This window comes from Curtobacterium sp. SORGH_AS_0776 (assembly GCF_031453355.1).
Lineage (GTDB): Bacteria > Actinomycetota > Actinomycetes > Actinomycetales > Microbacteriaceae > Curtobacterium.
Window position 1 is genome coordinate 307,604 of the sequence record NZ_JAVIYU010000001.1, and the last position, 17,364, is coordinate 324,967.

A 17,364-nucleotide genomic window follows, 5' to 3' on the forward strand; every position below is an offset into this window, starting at 1 on the left:
TGGGGGTCGTGCTGGCACTCAGCGTGAGCGAGTGCCAACGCCGATTCTGGCACTCGCAGGGGTCGAGTGCAACACCGCCAGGAGGCGCGGGTCGAGTTCCCAGGACACGCACCGACACGAGGGACGGAAGCGACGAACGCCGGTCGCCGCACACGGACGAACGCGCCGCCCCGGACGGGACGGCGCGTTCGCGAGGTGGTTGCCGGGTCAGGCGGGACGAACCGATTCGGCCTGCGGCCCCTTCGACCCGGTGCCGACGTCGAACGTCACTGCCTGGCCCTCCTCGAGGACCTTGTACCCCGACATGTCGATTGCCGAGTAGTGCACGAACACGTCCTGGCCCCCTCCATCGACGGTGATGAAGCCGAAGCCCTTCTCGGCGTTGAACCACTTCACGGTTCCGTTGGCCATGATCTCTTGCTCCCTGCGGTGGTGCTGGTGCGGACGGCGTAGTCGCCGTCTTGGGGAGACTCTTACCGAACAATGCCGACAGGGCAAGAGGTGTGACGTTGTTTCACGTCGATTCCGACAAGAATCAACGTGCTCGAAACACGGCCGTCACAAATGCACGCTTCACGCACCGGAGAACGCGACCAGGAATGCGCCGGGAACGATCAGCCGGCGTAGTCCGCGCCGAGCACGACGCTGATGTCGGCGTTCGGGAACGCCGCCGACTGCTGCACCGCGGTCGTGCCGAGCGACTTCGCGATGCCCTGCGCGACGGCGGCCTGGGCGGCCTGCTGGTAGTACACGATCGTCGAGGTCGCCCCGGTCGTGCCGGCGTCCCCCGTCGACGTCACCTTCCACCCGGCCGAGGTCAGCGCCGCGCTGCCCTTCGCCGCGAGGCCGGTCGTCGACGTGCCGTTCAGCACGACGAGCGTCGTCGCACCCCTGGTCGGCCGGGGTCCCCGCGGCCGGTGCCTGCGACGCCGACGAGGACGCGGACGACGACGGCGCCGCCGATGCGGACGCCGACGCCGAGGCCGAAGCCGACGGCGATGCCGAGCCGGTGAACGAGTAGCTGCCGTTCAGGAGCGCGAGGGCGACGACGCAGACCCCCACGATGACACCGGTGGCGAGCGCCGCCCACGCGAACGCGATCCACCCGCGCCCACGCCGCTGCGCACCGCGGTGCGCCCCGACCCGGGGGCCGTCGGCGACGTCGTCGAACCGGTCTCGGGGGTATCTCGTCGTCATCGTTCCTCTTCACGTCCTTCGGGAGCTGCACCGGGCGCGACGAAACTGCGCGCCGCCCGGGCACTGGTGCGCGCGTACCGGAGCCGCTGCAGCCGGGAGACCAGCTGCGGGTCGTACGCGAGCGCCGCGGGCGAGTCGATCACACGGTTCAGCACCTGGTAGTACCGAGCGGGCGACATGTCGAACTCGACCCGGATCTCCGCTTCCTTCGTGCGGTCGTGCCGTGCCCGGTCGTGCTCGAACGCGAGCACGTGCTTGGCGAGCTCGTCGAGCTCGACGGGTGTGGCGGTCACTGCGGTTCCGATCACGGTGGGGGAACGGGTCTCGCACATCGTAGGGGTGGAGGTCATCCCCACCCTGGCACGCCGCTGGACTGTCGCGAAGACCGGTCACAGGTTCGGATCGGCCAACCACCGGACGCGGACCCCGAACGGGTCCGACACGGCCAGGGCCACGCCGTCGAGCGACGCGGTCGCGAACGCGTCCGGATCAGCGGGGTCGACGTCGTCCGGCAGGGTCGCGGCGACCCCGCTGAGGATCCCCGTGCGTTCCAGCGCGATCCAGTGCACGCCCCGCTCGCGCACCCGGTCGACGAACCGCTGGCGGTCCGCGCCGGGGACGTACACGAGGGTCCCGGTCGTCAGGACGACCGGCACGACGTCGTCCGGCAGGGCCTCCAGTGCGCGGTCGAGGTCGCCCGGCAGGGTGCCCCGGATGCGGACGGGAGGCGCGGCGAGCGTCGCACGCGCAGCCTCGCGCATCAGGGCGGTGCGGTCCGTCGCCTCGGGCGGGACGGCCTCGACGAGCCGGTCGAACGCCCCGGGCCCGGCGAGGTCGATCGGGTTCGGGTCGAGGGCCACCCGCGCCCGGACCTCGATCGGTTCCGCTGCCGGCGCCGGCACCGCGCCGCTGGCCGCCGCGACGAGGTGCAGGCCGGGCTCGACGGAGGCCGTGTGCATCCGGACGACCTCGGACCGCGCCCCGACGACGTAGTCGAGCGTCACCCGGTCCGGGATCGAGCACAGCCCCGCCGCCGCCCCCGCGTCGACGAGGCCGAGCGGCCGCCCGACCCGCGCGGCGAGCGCCGCGAACAGCGGGACCACCGGGGCGAGGCGTCTGGGGTCGTTGGCCTGCACCGTGGCGGAGGTGAGGGCGCCGAGCAGGGCGGGTCGCGCCTCCTGGACGAGCGCGCGCAGCGCACCGGGGTCCGCCGGATCGGCGCCCAGGCGCCGGGCGACCGCGAAGAGGAGCTCTGGCTGCCGCTTCGACTCCGGGACATCGTCGAGCACGGACACCACCCCGTCGTCCAGCGACCGCGCCCACGCGGCGTAGGACGGCGAGACCCCCGCGATGCGCTCCGCGTAGGCGGCGTACCGCTCCCGCGTGTCCATCAGCGACCGGGACGGTGCATGCCGACGTGACGGATGCCGGCCTCGTCGTAGGGCGCTCCGAAGCGGACGAAGCCGTGGCGCTCGTAGAGTCCGGCGACGTACTCCTGGGCGTGCAGGACGAAGGGCTCGTGCCCGTGCGCATCGAGCACCGCGGCCACGAGGCGACCGGCGATCCCGCTCCCGCGGTGTCCGGGGTCGGTGGCGACCCGGCCGATCACCCAGGCGGGTGCAGCCGAACCGTCCGGGTGGACCTCGTCCGGTGCCGGTCGGATGAGCCGCAGGTACCCAACCGGTCGGTCGTCGGTGCCGAACCACCAGTGCTCGGTGTCCGGTTCACGGTCACGGCCGTCGAAGTCCTCGGCCGTGACGCGCTGTTCCAGTGCGAACACGCGGTTCCGGAGCACCACGATGCCGTACAGTTCGTCCGTCGTCAGACGGTCCCAACGGGCGTGGTGCACGGAATGTTCGGACATCGTCGCGAGTTTACCGAAGTGGTCGTCCAGCAACGGCGACAGGAGCAGGAGGAAACAATGGCATACAACGTCGACAAGTCCGACGCCCAGTGGCGCGAGGAGCTCTCCCCGGACCAGTACGCCGTCCTCCGGCAGGCCGGTACGGAGCGCCCGTGGACGGGTGACCTCCTGGACGAGGAGCGCGCCGGTGTCTACACCTGTGCGGCGTGCGGCGCGGAGCTGTTCAAGAGCGGCACGAAGTTCGACTCCGGCTGCGGTTGGCCGTCGTTCTACGAGTCGGTCGACCCCGACGCGGTGCAGCTGCTCGAGGACAACTCCCTCGGCATGGCACGCACCGAGGTCCGCTGCGCGAACTGCGGCTCGCACCTCGGCCACGTGTTCCCCGACGGGTTCGGCACGCCGACGGGTGACCGCTACTGCATGAACTCGATCTCGCTGAACTTCTCCGAGAAGAGCGAGTGAGGCCCCGGCGCGTCCGCCGCTAGGATGGGCGCGTCAGCCGGCATGGCGCAATTGGTAGCGCACCGTACTTGTAATACGGGGGTTGCGGGTTCGAGTCCCGCTGCCGGCCCCACCCACCCCCCCCGATCTGGGGTAGACAGATCTGTTGACCGTCGGATGCTCACCCTGCCAGGGTGAGCGCCGTGAAACAACAGCGGAATCAGGGGAATTCAGCACGGGGGAATCGCGGGCTGCGCGTCGTCGCAACCGCCTCCGTCTTCGGCATCGTGGCCGCCGGGCTCATCGTCGCCGGACCGGTCAGCTCGGCGTCGGCCGACACCAAGACCATCGAGGACAGCATCGGCTGGTACCGGCCGAGCGACTCGTCCTGGCACCTGTCGTTCGACACGCCTCCTGGTGACGAGAGCGACGTCGCGTTCGTGAACGGGCCGACCAACAGCGGCTCGGTCGTGCCGGTGGCGGGCGACTGGAACGGCGACGGTGCCGACTCCATCGCGTGGTACCGCTACAGCGACGCGTCGTGGCACATGTCGGACGATCTCAGCGGCGGCCCGTCCGACGCAGCGTTCGTCTGGGGGCCAGCAGGCGACACGTCCATCACTCCGATCGTCGGGGACTGGGACGGCGACGGCAAGGACACCGTCGGCTGGTACCGACCCTCCGACGGGTCGTACCACCTCGCGAACGCCAACACGACGTCCGCGTCGTCGAGCGCGTTCGTGTGGGGGCCAGCGGGGAACACGTCCGTGACGCCCGTCGTCGGGGACTGGGACGGCAACGGCAAGGACACCGTCGGCTGGTACCGACCCTCCGACGGGTCGTACCACCTCGCGAACGCCAACAACACGACCGCCGACTCCAGCGCGTTCGTCGCTGGCCCGCCTGGCAACACCACCGTGACGGCGATCGCCGGCGACTGGAACGGCGACGGGAAGGACACCGTCGGCTGGTACCGACCCTCCGACGGGTCGTACCACCTTGCGAACGCCAACACCACCAACCCGAGTTCGAGCGCGTTCGCGTGGGGTCCGGCGGGGAACACGTCAGTGGTCCCGATCGTCGGTGACTGGGACGGGAAGGTCACGGCACCGCCGCCCTCGACTGGTCTGCCGAGCTCGCCGACAGCACAGCAGGTCGTCGACTACGCCCGCTCCTACATGGGCAAGACGGTCTACCAGGTGGACACCTCCACGACGGCCCCTTGGCACGGGTACCGCGGCGATTGGTGCGCGTGGTTCTCGACCTGGGCGCTCCGGAACACCACCGGCGGGACCTACTACACGTGGGTGCGCGACATGCGGAAGCTCGGCACGCAGCTGCCTGCCGGTGCCTCGCCGCGCGTCGGTGACATCGTCATCTTCGGCTCGGACCAGCACGTCGGCATCGTTTCTAAGAAGGTGAACGGCGTCTGGTACGTGCTGGACGGCAACGGTCTGAGCACCGGGACGAGTGGGGACTGGACCACGACGAAGGTCGCCGAACGACCGATCTGGAGCCAGGCGCACGACTTCATCCGCGTCGATTACTGACACGACGCTGGGGGACGGTCCCCCGCCACGTGCGAAGGCCCCGGGTGGGAACACCCGGGGCCTTCGGCGCGTGGAACACGGATCAGGGGGCGTTCCGAGCGCTCGACGCGGTAACCAGCCGGTCGTGCAGTGATGGTGACACCGCACCGAACACGGTGTCCACATCCCTGGTCAAGCTCGCGGAAAGCCGCACCCGTCGGACAGCGAACGCTCAGCGACCCCCGGTGATCTTCCGCTCGCGCTGCGCGACACCCGCGGTGCCGTAGGGGTAGTCGTCGATGCGCGGCGCGCTGACCTCGGTGAGCCGTGCGAGCTCGGCGTCGTCGAGGACGAGGTCGGCGGCACCGAGGTTGTCCTCGAGCTGCGAGACCGTCCGGGCACCGAGGATGACGCTCGTCACGGCCGGTCGGGCGAGGAGCCAGGCCAGGGAGACCTGCGACCGCGAGGCACCGTGCGCGTCGGCGATGTCCGACACCGCGTCGAGGACGGCCCATGTCCGCTCGTCGCCGTTCCGCGCCTCCCACGCCTCCATCCCGCGCGCCGGGTTCTCGCCGAGCCGGGTCGCGCCGCTGGGGGCCTCGTCGCGCTGGTACTTGCCGGAGAGCCAGCCGCCGGCGAGGGGCGACCAGGGCAGCAGGCCGATGCCGGCGTCGAGGCAGGCGGGGACGATCTCGTGCTCGATGTCGCGGACGAGCAGGTTGTACTGCGGCTGCAGCGTCACGGGCGGGGCCCACCCGTGGCCCTTCGCCTCGTACACGGCCTTCGTGATCTGGTACCCGAGGTAGTTCGAGAACCCGTAGGAGCCGATCTTGCCCGCGGACACGGCGTCGTCGAGGAAGCGCAGGGTCTCCTCGATCGGGGTGAGGGCGTCCCACGCGTGCATCTGGTACAGGTCGATGTACTCGACGCCGAGCCGCTCGAGCGAGGCGTCGAGGGCGACCCGGAGGTGCCGACGGGACAGCCCGAGGTCGTTCGGCCCGTCGCCCTGCGGGAAGCGCCCCTTGGTGGCGAGGACGACCTGCTGCGCCTCGGTCGGGTGCGCGGCGAGCCAGCGGCCGATGATGCGCTCGGACTCGTTGCCGGAGTAGACGTCCGCCGTGTCGATGAGCGTGCCGCCGGCGGCGACGAACGTGTCGATGATGGTGTGCGAGGTGGGTTCGTCGGCTTCGCTGCCGAAGGTCATGGTGCCGAGGGTCAGCGTCGACACCGATGTCCCGCTGTTGCCGAGGAGTCTGTAGTCCATGGCCGGGACGGTACGCGCGACCACCGGGGACAACGAGGACCTGGCAGTACCCGTCAGCGCTGGTCGGACACGGCGGTCTCGGTCAGGAAGGCGATCGCGGCCTGGCGGAAGTCGCGCGACGTCGGCGCGTTGAAGTGGTTCCGGCCCGGGATCTCGAAGAACGAGGCGTCCGGGGCCGCCGCCGCGAGCCGCACGGCACTGTCCTTGATGCCGTCCTCGCTGCCCGCGGCCATCAGCACGGGCTGCGCGGGCGCGTTCGACGGCGTCGGCTCGATGCTGCCCCGCATCCCCTCGACCATCGCCACGAGCGCGCCGAGGTCGTTCCCCTCGACGCCGGCGGCCATCGTCAGGTAGCCGTTCGTCACGCGGTCCTCGATCGGCGTGCCGTCCGCCAAGTACGCCTTCGCCTGGTCGACCCGCACGCGCCGCATCGGGTCGGCGTCGGGGATGCCGCCGAAGACCGCACGGGTGATCCGGTCGGGGAGCTGCTCGGCGGTGTGCCACCCGACGCGGGCGCCGAGCGAGTACCCGAGGTACGCGACGTCGTCGAGCAGGTAGGTGTCGATCACGCTGACGACGTCCGCGACGAGGAGCTCCATCGAGTACGCGGACGGGTCGTGCGGCTTCGACGAGGCGCCGTGCCCGCGCTGGTCGAGCGCGACGACGCGGTACCCGGCGCGGACGAGGTCGCGCGTCCACCCCGAGGCGTGCCAGTTCAGCAGCGCGCCGGAGGCGAACCCGTGCACGGCGACGACCGCCGGCGCCTCGGGGTCGCCGAAGTCGTAGGTCGCGATCTTCAGCCCGTCCGGGGACATCACGACGCGGGGACGGGGTGCTTCGGGGACGAGTGACATGTCCCCTCCAGGCTACCGGGGCACTGTGGTCGCCATGGACGGCTACGGCGGCGATCAGATCCGGGCGGCGGAGCGGCCGCACCTCGACGCGGGCGAACCGCTCATGCAGCGTGCGGCGGACGGGCTGGCGCGGACCGTCGGCGGACTGCTCGACGACCCGGCCGTGCGTCCGGGTGACGGACCGGGATCGGTCCTGCTGCTGGTGGGCAGCGGCGACAACGGTGGTGACGCGCTGTTCGCTGGGGGCACGCCTGGCGGCGGACGGGAGGCGCGTGACGGTGCTGCGCGTCGGCTCACGCGTCCACGCGGCGGGCCTGGCAGCGGCGCTGGACGCCGGGGCGCGCCTCCTGGACCGCCCGTCCGACACCGGGTCGGTCCGTCCGGCCGCGGACCTCCTCGCAGCGGCCTCCCGGGATGACGCTGCGCGTCTGGCCGCCGTCGCGACCGACGCGGCGCTCGAGGCGGACCTGGTGCTCGACGGGATCCTCGGCATCGGCGTGCACGGCGCGTCCGCGCTCCGCTCGCCGGCGCGCGAGGTCGTCGCGGCGATCCGCCAGCTCGCACGCGACCAGCGCGCACCGTTCGTCGTGGCGGTCGACGTGCCGAGCGGCATCGACGTCGACACCGGCGCGATCGCGGACGACCACGTGCTGCAGGCGGACGTCACGGTGACGTTCGGCGGGGTGAAGGCCGGGCTGCTCCGCGGACCGGGCGCGAGCCTCGCCGGGCGGATCGAGCTCGTCGACGTCGGGATCGGTGCAGACCTGGCGGGCGTGGAGCCGCTGGTCCGCACCTGAGACCCGGGCTCGGACCCGGGGTCAGACCGCGCCGGCGTCCACCCCGTGCTCGATGCCCGGGCGGGCCTCGAGCCAGGTGTCGACGAAGTGGCGGTAGTTCGCCGCGATGAGCCCCTCGGCGGCCTCGGTGTCGAGGTGTTCGCGGACGACGTCCTCGAGCGGTTCCTCCCAGTTGCTGCGACCGATGGCGAACCCGACGAACCCGTCCACCCCGGCGGCGGTGCGCAGCCAGTGGTCGAGCTGCTCCTCGGGGGCGTCCCGGCCGAGGACGATGCACTGCACCGCGTCCCGGCCACCGCGACGCACGGTCCGGACGACCCGTTCCGCGTCCGCGCGCTCGTCGAGGCCCTCGAGCTTCCACACGTCCGCCTCGACCCCGTGGTCCTGCAGGTACTCGATGACCTGCACGACGAGGTCCGGTCGGAGGTCGCGGTCGTAGTCCTCGACCGATGCCCGCTGCTCGTCGGTCGCCGGAACGAGCAGTTCGACCAGGAACGGCCGACCGGCACCGTGCAGCACGCCAGCGATGTCGGCGAGCTCCGATGCCTGCCGCTCGCGGCGGTCCGCGTCGAAGTCGGGGTTGTCACGCACGAGCACCTTCACCCAGTCCGGGTCGAAGGCGTCCACGTGCGCGATCCAGTCCTCGCCGTACTCGAGCTCGAACCACTCCCGGCCCGACCGCTCGATCGGCATCGCGAGCTGGAGGCCGGCCTCCTTGACGAGCCGGGCGACGTCGGCGCCGTAGCGCTCGTCGACGAGGACGCCGGTCCGCTCGCGGGACGCACCGGCCGCGAGCGCCGTGAGGACACCGCGGTAGACGAGCTGCTTGCCGGCGCGCACGCGCTCGGCCTCGGCTTCGTCGAGCGGCTCCCCGCCGGACTCGTCGTAGGTGTGCTCGAGGAGCGAGGACCGCTGGTCCATCGCGAAGAGGAAGAGGGGGTGGGTTTCGTCGAGGACGGGCATGCCGTCCGGTCTACTCCTCCCGCCGATGCGGGCACCGAGCACCGCCCACCCGTACATTCGGGGCATGACGTTCAACGACGACTCGCAGCTCACGGGCGGGAAGGTCACCCGGCGGGGGCGCGGCGCTGCGATCGGCGGCGGCGCGGTGGGCGTCGGCGCCATCGTCGTGTTCCTCATCGCGCAGTTCACCGGCGTAGACCTCTCCGGCATCATCGACGGCGGCAACGGCACGACCGAGATCCAGCAGCGCGGTGAGACCGTCGACGCAGCAGCCGAGTGCCGAACGGGCCGTGACGCGAACCTCAAGATCGAGTGCCGGATGGAGGGCGCCGCGGAGTCGCTCGACGGGTACTGGACGTCCGAGTCACGGAAGCTCGGGATCGTCTACACGACCCCGGGGTTCATCCTGTTCGACGGCTCGACGAGCACCTCGTGCGGCCAGGCGTCGGCGGCGACCGGCCCGTTCTACTGCCCGCCGGACCGGGCGATCTACCTCGACACCGCGTTCTACGACGACCTGCAGTCGAAGTACGGCTCCTCCGGAGGACCGCTCGCGCAGATGTACGTCGTCGCGCACGAGTGGGGCCACCACATCCAGCAGCTCCAGGGTGCCTTCGCGAACACCGACCGCTCCGGGACCGGAGCGTCGTCCGGCAGCGTCCGCGTCGAACTGCAGGCGGACTGCTACGCGGGCGCCTGGGTCGGCGGCGCCGCGACCACGAAGGACGCGAACGGCGAGACCTTCTTCGAGCCGATCACGCGTGCCGAGATCGAGGACGCACTGTCCGCCGCGAGCGCCGTCGGCGACGACAGCATCCAGGAGCGCTCGAGCGGTCGGGTCGACCCGGACTCGTTCACCCACGGGTCGAGCGAGCAGCGCCAGAACTGGTTCCTGCGGGGCTACCAGCGCGGCGCGACGGCGTGCGACACGTTCAGCGTGCCGGGTTCGTCCCTGTAGTCCGGGTCAGCAGCCCGGGTCAGTTCGACGGCGAGGCGCTCGGCGTCGCGGACCGGGTCGGGGTGGCACTCGGCGTGGGCGTGGGCGTGGGCGTCGGGGTGGCGTCGCTCGCACCGGCAGCCGTCACCACGAAGGTCCGGAAGTCGTCGTTCGTGATCGGCGAGGTGAGCTCGTAGCGCTGCCCGTTCACGAGCACGAGGGGCGTTCCGGGGAACTCCTTGAGCGTCGACCCGGGGATGTCGCCGCCGGTCACCGCGGTGGTCCGCTCGTCGATCCACTTGCTGTAGGTCTGGTCCTCGATGCACTTCGTGATCGTCGACCGCTTCTGCAGCCCGTCCACGCCCGTCACGACCTTGGTCAGCTGCGCGTCGGTGAGGCCGGCGGTGCCCTCCTCCGGCTGCTTCGCGAACAGCGCCTGGTTGACGGCGAAGAACTGGTCCGGCGAGCTGTCCGCGACGCAGGCGGCGGCGTTCGCGGCCCGGAGCGAGTACTTCGTGCCCTGCGACCGGTTCGAGAGGATCGCGATCGGGTGGATGTCCACCGTCGCCGCACCGGAGTCGACGAGGTTCTGGATGTACTCGCCGTTCGCGTCCTCGAACTGGCCGCAGATCGGGCAGAGGTAGTCGACGTACATCGTGATGCGCACCGAGCCGGCGGCGTCCGTCGAGGTCGGCGCGGGCGACTGTGAGGACGCCGTGACCGCCTTGAGGTCCTGCCCGATCGTGATGCCGCCCTGCGAGGTGTTCGCCGGGCCGGGGCCCGCGGGCTGCACGGAGTCGACGAGGACGAGTGTCACGACGGTCGCTGCGGCGAGCAGGACGACGCCGATGCCGATCTGCAGGCCGAGTCGGAGTCCGCGCTGGCGGCGCTTCTGCTGGGTGCGGGCACGCTGGGCACGCTGTCGTGCGGCTTCGCGTCGTTCGTTCCGCGCGGCGCGGGCGTCACCCTCGGGGCGGTTGGTCATGCGTCGAGTGTCCTCACGTTGGTCGTCGTCCGTACGGCTTCCCCCGGCAGGCCGGACGGACCCGCCGATCGTACCGGGACCCGATGGGAACCACCCAACCAGGTGTGAGCACTGGCGCTCCCGGGGCAGATCGTGTTGTATGAACCTCGATGGTCGACGGCGACCATCCGGGGCCCCCACGGGCAACCGCTTCACTCGGATCGTCCGGCACGTACCTGCCGGTGAAGGAAGGACCGAACGCTCATGGCGTCCGTCACCTATGACAAGGCAACCCGTCTCTACCCCGGAGGCAACCGTCCCGCGGTCGACTCCCTCGACCTGGACGTCGCCGACGGCGAGTTCCTCGTCCTCGTCGGCCCCTCGGGCTGTGGCAAGTCCACGTCCCTGCGCATGCTGGCCGGCCTCGAAGAGGTCAACTCCGGCTCGATCCGCATCGGCGACCGCGATGTCACGGACGTCCCGCCGAAGGACCGCGACATCGCGATGGTGTTCCAGAACTACGCGCTGTACCCGCACATGACCGTTGCCGAGAACATGGGCTTCGCGCTCAAGATCGCCGGCGTCGGCAAGGACGAGCGCGCCACCCGCGTGCAGGAAGCCGCGAAGCTCCTCGACCTCGAGCAGTACCTCGGCCGCAAGCCGAAGGCGCTCTCCGGTGGTCAGCGTCAGCGCGTCGCGATGGGCCGCGCGATCGTCCGTCAGCCGCAGGTGTTCCTCATGGACGAGCCGCTGTCGAACCTCGACGCCAAGCTCCGCGTCCAGACCCGCACCCAGATCGCCTCGCTGCAGCGTCGTCTCGGCGTCACCACGGTCTACGTCACGCACGACCAGACCGAGGCGCTCACCATGGGTGACCGCATCGCGGTGCTCAAGGACGGCATCCTGCAGCAGGTCGGCTCGCCGCGCGACCTCTACGAGAAGCCGAACAACGTCTTCGTCGCGGGCTTCATCGGCTCGCCGGCGATGAACCTCCTCCCGGCCGACGTGGTCGAGGGCGGCATCAAGTTCGGTTCGCTCAACCACCCCATCGACCGCGACACGCTCTCCAACGCGCGTTCCGGGAACATCACGGTCGGCATCCGCCCCGAGGACGTCATCGTGGCGCAGTCGGGCGAGGGCCTGCCGGTCACGGTCGACGTGGTCGAGGAGCTCGGCGCCGACGGCTACCTGTACGGTCACGCCGACGTCAAGGGTTCGCGCGTCGACATCGTCGCCCGCGTCGACGGGCGTTCGCACCCGTCGATCGGTGACACGATCGTCGTCACGCCGAAGCAGGGCCACGTGCACGCCTTCGACACCGAGTCGGGCGAGCGGCTCGACGACAAGGCCGTCGTCAGCGCGTAACGCTGGAAGGTCCCCACAGGAGGCGCGGTGCCAGCTGGCACCGCGCCTCCCGTCCGTCGCACACGTACCAGAGGAACCAACCGTGCCCGACTCGATGTCCATCACCGCCGCCACCGTCGACCCCGGACTCCTCGACCTGCCGTGGGACCTCCCCCTGGCGGACTGGCCGGACGAGACGATCGTCGCGCTCCCGAAGGGCATCTCGCGGCACCTCGTGCGCTTCGTGCAGCTCGGCGGGTACGTCGTCGCCGTGAAGGAGACCGGCGAAGAGGTCGCCCGCTCGGAGTACGAGATGCTCCGCACCCTGCAGCGCATGGACGTGCCGTGCGTCGACCCCGTCGCGGTGATCACGAACCGGGTCAGCGCCGACGGCGAGGCCCTGCACCCGGTGCTCGTCACCCGGCACCTGCGCTTCTCGCTGCCGTACCGTGCCCTGTACTCGCAGACACTGCGGCCCGAGACGGCCACCCGTCTGGTCGACGCCCTCGCGCTCCTGCTCGTGCGGCTGCACGTCATCGGCTTCTACTGGGGCGACGTCTCGCTCTCGAACACGCTGTTCCGACGTGACGCCGGTGCCTTCGCGGCGTACCTGGTGGACGCGGAGACCGGCAAGCTCTACCCCGGCGGCCTGTCGAACGGTCAGCGGGAGAACGACCTCGAGGTCGCGCGCGTGAACATCGCCGGCGAGCTCCTCGACCTCGAGGCCGGCGGTCGACTCGACGAGAACGCCGACGCCGTGGACGTCTCGAACCGGATCGTCGCGCAGTACCGGACGCTCTGGAAGGAACTCACCGGCACCGAGCAGTTCGACGTCAAGGAACGCTGGCGCATCAACGACCGCGTCGAACGGCTCAACGCGCTCGGGTTCGACATCGAGGAGCTCTCGATCCACACGACCGAGGGCGGGTCGCAGGTGCGCATCCAGCCGAAGGTCGTCGACGCCGGACACCACCAGCGACGACTCCTGCGCCTCACCGGGATCGACGCCGGCGAGAACCAGGCGCGGCGGCTCCTCAACGACCTCGACTCGTACCGGGCGCGCAACGGCCGCGACCTGCTCGACGAGGAGATGGTGGCGCACGAGTGGGTGTCGCGGGTGTTCGAGCCGGTGATCCGCTCGATCCCGCGGGACCTGCGCGGGCGGCTCGAGCCGGCCGAGGTCTTCCACGAGCTGCTCGAGCACCGCTGGTTCATGTCGCAGGAAGAGGAGCGGTCGGTGTCGCTCCCCGAGGCGACGACCGCGTACATCAACGACGTGCTCCGGCACCGTCGCGACGAGCGGCTGCTGATCAACCCGCCGACGTCGTCGATGACGCTGCCGATCCCGGTCGTCGACGACGCGGTGCCGGCGTCGCCCGACGACGTCGAGGACTGGCGCGCCGGGGTCTGACGGGCGCGGGGTCGCCCCGGGCACGCCCGCGCCCCGGGCACGCCCGCGCCCCGGCGCGCGCCCACGCGCCCGCGCGCCCGCGCGCCTCGCATGGTGAGCAGGAATGGTCGCCTCCCGAACCGGGAGGCGACCATTCCTGCTCACGAAGTGCGCGACTACTCGGCGCGACGGCGCCGGGCGACCTCCCACAGGGTGACGCTCGCGGCGATGCCCGCGTTGAGGGACTCCGTCGCGCTCGAGATCGGGATCGAGACGATCGCGTCGCAGGTCTCGGTGACGAGGCGTGAGAGGCCCTTGCCCTCGGAACCGACGACGATCACGATCGGTCGGTCGGCGAGCTCGAGGCCGTCGAGCTCCACGTCGCCGTCACCGTCGAGGCCGAGGACGAACAGGCCCATCGACTTGAGCGACTTGAGGGTCTGCGTGAGGTTCGGGGCCATCGCGACGGGGGTCCGGGCGGCCGCACCGGCCGAGGTCTTCCACGCGGACGCGGTCACACCGACCGAACGGCGCTGCGGGACGACGACACCGTGGCCGCCGAAGGCCGCGGTGGACCGGATGATCGCACCGAGGTTGCGCGGGTCGGTGATGCCGTCGAGGGCGACGAGCAGCGGGACCTCGTCCTTGGCGAACGCCCGCTCGACGACGTCCTCGGCCACGGCGTACTCGTACGCCGGGACCTTGAGCGCGACACCCTGGTGCACGCTGTCGTGCCCCGTGATGCGGTCGAGCTCCGGACGCATGATCTCCATGATCGGGACGCCGCGGTGGTTGGCGAGCGCGAGGATCTCCTTGACGCGGTCGTCAACCTCGATGCGGGAGGCGATGTACAGCGTCGTCGAGGGGGTCTTCGTGCGCAGGGCCTCGAGCACCGAGTTGCGGCCGGTGACCAGCTCGGAGTCGTCGGTCTTCCGCTGCGGCGGACGACCGGTGCGCTGCTGCGGCGAGCTCGATGCACCATGACGCCCGCGAGCGGCCTCGAAGCGCTCCTTCGCCGCCTTGCGCTTGCCGGCGGGGTGGTACGGACGGTCCTCGGCCTTCGGCGTGGGCTTGCGGCCCTCGAGCGCCTGTGCGCCCTGACCGCCGGAGCCGACCTGCTTGTTGCCCTTGCGACCGGTCCGGACGGCGCCCGGCCGTCCCTTCTTGCTGCCCGAGACGTTCTTCATTGCTCTCTCCTGTCCGGCACTGCCGTTGTCAGGCGATGCTCCAGCGTGTACCTGCTGCGGTGTCCTCGATCGTGATGCCCGCGGATGCGAGGTCGTCGCGCACGCGGTCGGCCGTGGCGAAGTCGCGTGCGGCCCTGGCGTCGGCGCGTTCCTGCACGAGGCGTTCGACGAGTGCTGCGAGCGGTGCGGCCGATGCGTCGTGGCCAGCACCCGACCAGTGGGCGGCTCGCGGATCGATGCCGAGCACTTCCACCATCGCAGCCACCTGATGGTACGCGGTTCCGAGCGCTTCCGCATCGTCCGCGTCGAGGGCGGCGTTCCCGGAGCGGACGGTCTCGTGCAGCACGGCGAGGGCCTGGGGCACCGAGAGGTCGTCGTCCATCGCCGCGGCGAAGGCCTCGGGCACCCCCGGGGCGTCGGCCAGCCGGACGCCCTCGAGCCGCGGTGCGGCCCGGGTCAGGAAGCCCTCGATCCGGTCGAGCGCCGCCTCGGCCTCGGCCAGGGAGCCGTCGTGGTGGTCGATCGACGAGCGGTAGTGCGCGGCGCCGAGGAAGTACCGGACGACCACGGGACGCGCGGACCCGAGGAAGTCCGCGGCGAAGATCGAGTTGCCGAGCGACTTCGACATCTTCTGCCCGTCGACGGAGACGAGGCCGTTGTGCAGCCAGTAGGAGGCGAACGGATCCCCGGCCGCCGTGGACTGCGCGAGTTCGTTCTCGTGGTGCGGGAAGCGCAGGTCGAGCCCGCCGCCGTGGATGTCGAACGCCGGGCCGAGGTAGCGCCGGGACATCGCCGAGCACTCGATGTGCCAGCCCGGGCGGCCGGGGCCCCAGGGCGAGTCCCAGTTCGCCGTCGACGGCTCCCCGGCCTTGGCGCCCTTCCAGAGCGCGAAGTCGCGGGGGTCGCGCTTTCCGCGGGGGTCGGCGTCGGTGGCCTCGACCATGTCCTCGCGCCGCTGCCGGGTGAGCGCCCCGTAGGACGCCCAGCTGCCGGTGTCGAAGTAGACGTCGCCGGAGCCGTCCGCCGCCGCGTAGGCGTGCCCGCGGTCGATGAGCTTGGTGATGATGTCGTGCATCTGCGGCACGCTCGCGGTGGCCCGGGGCTCGTACGTCGGGGGCAGGATGCCGAGGGCGTTGTACGCGGCCGTGAACTCGAGCTCGACGCGGTACGCCCGGGCGAACCAGGCCTCGTCGGTGCCGTGCGCGAGGTCGAGCACCTTGTCGTCGATGTCCGTGACGTTCCGCACGAGCGTGACCCGGAGGCCGCGGTGGGTGAGCCAGCGGCGCCAGATGTCGTAGACGAGAGCGGAGCGGAGGTGCCCGATGTGCGGCGACGACTGCACGGTCGGACCGCACACGTACATGCTCACCTGTCCGTCGACCAGCGGGACGAGGTCGACGACGGCAGCGGCGCGGGAGTCGTAGAGGCGAACGGTCACGCGTCCAGCCTAGGACGTCAGACCGGTCGGACGACGGCTGTCGCGATCGCGGCGAGCCCCTCGCCGCGGCCGGTGAACCCGAGACCGTCCGTCGTCGTGCCGGAGACCGCGACCGGGGCCCCGACGACGGCGCCGAGGGCGTCCTGCATCTCGGTCCGACGTGCGCCGATGCGCGGGCGGTTCCCGATGACCTGCACGGTGACGGACACGGGCACCAGACCGGCGGCGGCCAGCATCGCGACCGCACCCCGGACGAAGACGTCACCCGCCGCCCCGGCGTATGCGGGGTCCGACGTGCCGAACGTCCCGCCGATGTCGCCGAGCCCGCCCGCCGAGAGCAGGGCGTCGCAGACCGCGTGCGCGACCGCGTCGCCGTCGCTGTGGCCGGAGAGCCCCGCTTCACCGGGGAAGTCGAGCAGCCCGACCCGGCACGGGGACGCCGCGTCGAACGCGTGCACGTCCACCCCGAGGCCGACCCGGGTGTCCTCGGGGGTGGCGGCGCGGGCACGCACGATCGACTCGGCACGACCGAGGTCCCACGGGGTGGTGATCTTGAAGGCGTCGGCGTCGCCGGGGACGAACCGCACGGTACCGCCCGCCGCCTGGAACACCCCGGCGTCGTCGGTCTCGGCCTGCTGCGACACGGCGTACGCCTGCCGGAGCGCGGCGAGCGGGAAGCCCTGCGGCGTCTGCACCCCGACGAGTGCCGCGCGGTCGACGGTCTCGACGACGGCGTCCCCGTCGACGCGCTTGATCGTGTCCGTGACGGGCAGTGCGGGGACGAACCCGGCACCCGCCCCGTCGTGCAGCGAACCGGCGACGGCGTCGAACACCCGCTCGAACTGGGCTGGCGGCGTCAGACAGCGCGCCGCGTCGTGCACCAGCACCGCGGTGACGGAGTCCGGCAGCACGGCCAGGCCGGCCTCGACCGAGGCATGGCGATCCGCGCCTCCGGGGACGACGGCCGTGTAGGCGACCGCAGCCCCGGCGACGGACGCGACCACCTGTCGGCAGTCGTCGAGGAGCGCCGCCGGCGCGACCACCACGACGAGCGTCGGCGACGGCAGGGCGAACAGCGGCTCGAGCGCCCGCGCGAGCATCAGCGTGCCGGCCACGGGGACGAACGCCTTGGCCGTCCCGATGCCGAGCCGCGTGCCGGAACCGGCCGCAACGACGACGACCGCCCTGTCCACCC

Annotated in this window: 18 protein-coding genes and 1 tRNA gene; 7 read left to right on the forward strand and 12 right to left on the reverse strand. The window is 71.5% G+C overall.

Going from position 1 to position 17,364, the window contains the following annotated elements:
- Positions 1 to 207: 207 nt before the first annotated feature.
- The 5 genes from QE359_RS01525 to QE359_RS01545 form a co-directional block, all read right to left on the reverse strand.
- Positions 208 to 411, reverse strand: a complete 204-nt coding sequence (locus tag QE359_RS01525; protein ID WP_022903461.1) for a cold-shock protein — start codon at positions 409 to 411, stop codon at positions 208 to 210.
- A gap of 203 nt (positions 412 to 614) precedes the next feature.
- Positions 615 to 872, reverse strand: coding sequence for a LytR C-terminal domain-containing protein (locus QE359_RS01530; RefSeq protein ID WP_309777114.1), 258 nt, complete (start codon positions 870 to 872; stop codon positions 615 to 617).
- A 321-nt stretch (positions 873 to 1,193) separates the two neighbouring features.
- Positions 1,194 to 1,490, reverse strand: a complete 297-nt coding sequence (locus tag QE359_RS01535; RefSeq protein ID WP_229085283.1) for a DUF3263 domain-containing protein — start codon at positions 1,488 to 1,490, stop codon at positions 1,194 to 1,196.
- A gap of 96 nt (positions 1,491 to 1,586) precedes the next feature.
- Positions 1,587 to 2,588, reverse strand: a complete 1,002-nt coding sequence (locus QE359_RS01540; protein ID WP_309777115.1) for a DUF2332 family protein — start codon at positions 2,586 to 2,588, stop codon at positions 1,587 to 1,589.
- Positions 2,588 to 3,061 (reverse strand): GNAT family N-acetyltransferase, encoded by a 474-nt coding sequence (locus QE359_RS01545; protein ID WP_309777117.1) that lies wholly within the window; start codon positions 3,059 to 3,061, stop codon positions 2,588 to 2,590. Before QE359_RS01545 ends, QE359_RS01540 begins: the two co-directional genes overlap by 1 nt.
- 57 nt (positions 3,062 to 3,118) lie before the next feature.
- Between QE359_RS01545 and msrB the strand changes: the two genes are divergently transcribed.
- The 3 genes from msrB (at position 3,119) to QE359_RS01560 (ending at position 5,052) form a co-directional block, all read left to right on the forward strand.
- A complete protein-coding gene (gene msrB, locus QE359_RS01550; RefSeq protein WP_070417813.1) occupies positions 3,119 to 3,523 on the forward strand; it encodes a peptide-methionine (R)-S-oxide reductase MsrB in 405 nt (134 codons plus the stop codon).
- Positions 3,524 to 3,559: 36 nt separating this feature from the next.
- Positions 3,560 to 3,635, forward strand: a tRNA-Thr gene (locus QE359_RS01555).
- A 154-nt stretch (positions 3,636 to 3,789) separates the two neighbouring features.
- On the forward strand, positions 3,790 to 5,052 hold the full coding sequence (locus QE359_RS01560; protein ID WP_309777119.1) for a CHAP domain-containing protein: 1,263 nt from the start codon (positions 3,790 to 3,792) through the stop codon (positions 5,050 to 5,052).
- Between the two features lie 211 nt (positions 5,053 to 5,263).
- On the opposite strand, the gene QE359_RS01565 is transcribed toward QE359_RS01560, so the two are convergent.
- On the reverse strand, positions 5,264 to 6,295 hold the full coding sequence (locus QE359_RS01565) for an aldo/keto reductase (protein WP_309777120.1): 1,032 nt from the start codon (positions 6,293 to 6,295) through the stop codon (positions 5,264 to 5,266).
- A 53-nt stretch (positions 6,296 to 6,348) separates the two neighbouring features.
- A complete protein-coding gene (locus QE359_RS01570; protein ID WP_309777122.1) occupies positions 6,349 to 7,149 on the reverse strand; it encodes an alpha/beta hydrolase in 801 nt (266 codons plus the stop codon).
- 272 nt (positions 7,150 to 7,421) lie between these two features.
- On the opposite strand from QE359_RS01570, the gene QE359_RS01580 reads away from it, so the two are divergent.
- A complete protein-coding gene (locus QE359_RS01580) occupies positions 7,422 to 7,946 on the forward strand; it encodes an NAD(P)H-hydrate epimerase (protein WP_309777126.1) in 525 nt (174 codons plus the stop codon).
- Positions 7,947 to 7,967: 21 nt separating this feature from the next.
- Here the strand turns inward: QE359_RS01580 and QE359_RS01585 are convergent, their stop codons facing one another.
- On the reverse strand, positions 7,968 to 8,975 hold the full coding sequence (locus tag QE359_RS01585; protein ID WP_309777127.1) for a 2-deoxy-5-keto-D-gluconate 6-phosphate aldolase domain-containing protein: 1,008 nt from the start codon (positions 8,973 to 8,975) through the stop codon (positions 7,968 to 7,970).
- Between QE359_RS01585 and QE359_RS01590 the strand changes: the two genes are divergently transcribed.
- Entirely contained in the window at positions 8,974 to 9,867 is an 894-nt protein-coding gene (locus QE359_RS01590; protein ID WP_309777129.1) for a neutral zinc metallopeptidase, read from the forward strand. The two genes, QE359_RS01585 and QE359_RS01590, sit on opposite strands and share 2 nt — an antisense overlap.
- Before the next feature lie 19 nt (positions 9,868 to 9,886).
- On the opposite strand, the gene QE359_RS01595 is transcribed toward QE359_RS01590, so the two are convergent.
- Entirely contained in the window at positions 9,887 to 10,831 is a 945-nt protein-coding gene (locus tag QE359_RS01595) for a thioredoxin domain-containing protein (RefSeq protein ID WP_070417807.1), read from the reverse strand.
- Positions 10,832 to 11,074: 243 nt separating this feature from the next.
- Between QE359_RS01595 and QE359_RS01600 the strand changes: the two genes are divergently transcribed.
- Positions 11,075 to 12,175 carry an ABC transporter ATP-binding protein gene (locus tag QE359_RS01600; RefSeq protein WP_070417806.1) on the forward strand — a complete coding sequence of 367 codons (1,101 nt, stop codon included), beginning with the start codon at positions 11,075 to 11,077 and terminating at the stop codon, positions 12,173 to 12,175.
- 82 nt (positions 12,176 to 12,257) lie between these two features.
- Entirely contained in the window at positions 12,258 to 13,565 is a 1,308-nt protein-coding gene (locus QE359_RS01605) for a DUF4032 domain-containing protein (RefSeq protein WP_092385133.1), read from the forward strand.
- 155 nt (positions 13,566 to 13,720) lie between these two features.
- Here the strand turns inward: QE359_RS01605 and rlmB are convergent, their stop codons facing one another.
- From rlmB to ispD, 3 genes are read right to left on the reverse strand one after another with little or no spacing between them, the layout of a single operon-like run.
- Entirely contained in the window at positions 13,721 to 14,731 is a 1,011-nt protein-coding gene (gene rlmB, locus QE359_RS01610; RefSeq protein ID WP_070417805.1) for a 23S rRNA (guanosine(2251)-2'-O)-methyltransferase RlmB, read from the reverse strand.
- A gap of 28 nt (positions 14,732 to 14,759) precedes the next feature.
- Positions 14,760 to 16,169, reverse strand: a complete 1,410-nt coding sequence (gene cysS / locus QE359_RS01615; RefSeq protein WP_309777132.1) for a cysteine--tRNA ligase — start codon at positions 16,167 to 16,169, stop codon at positions 14,760 to 14,762.
- A gap of 17 nt (positions 16,170 to 16,186) precedes the next feature.
- Positions 16,187 to 17,362 carry a 2-C-methyl-D-erythritol 4-phosphate cytidylyltransferase gene (gene ispD, locus QE359_RS01620; protein WP_309777134.1) on the reverse strand — a complete coding sequence of 392 codons (1,176 nt, stop codon included), beginning with the start codon at positions 17,360 to 17,362 and terminating at the stop codon, positions 16,187 to 16,189.
- Positions 17,363 to 17,364 lie beyond the last annotated feature (2 nt).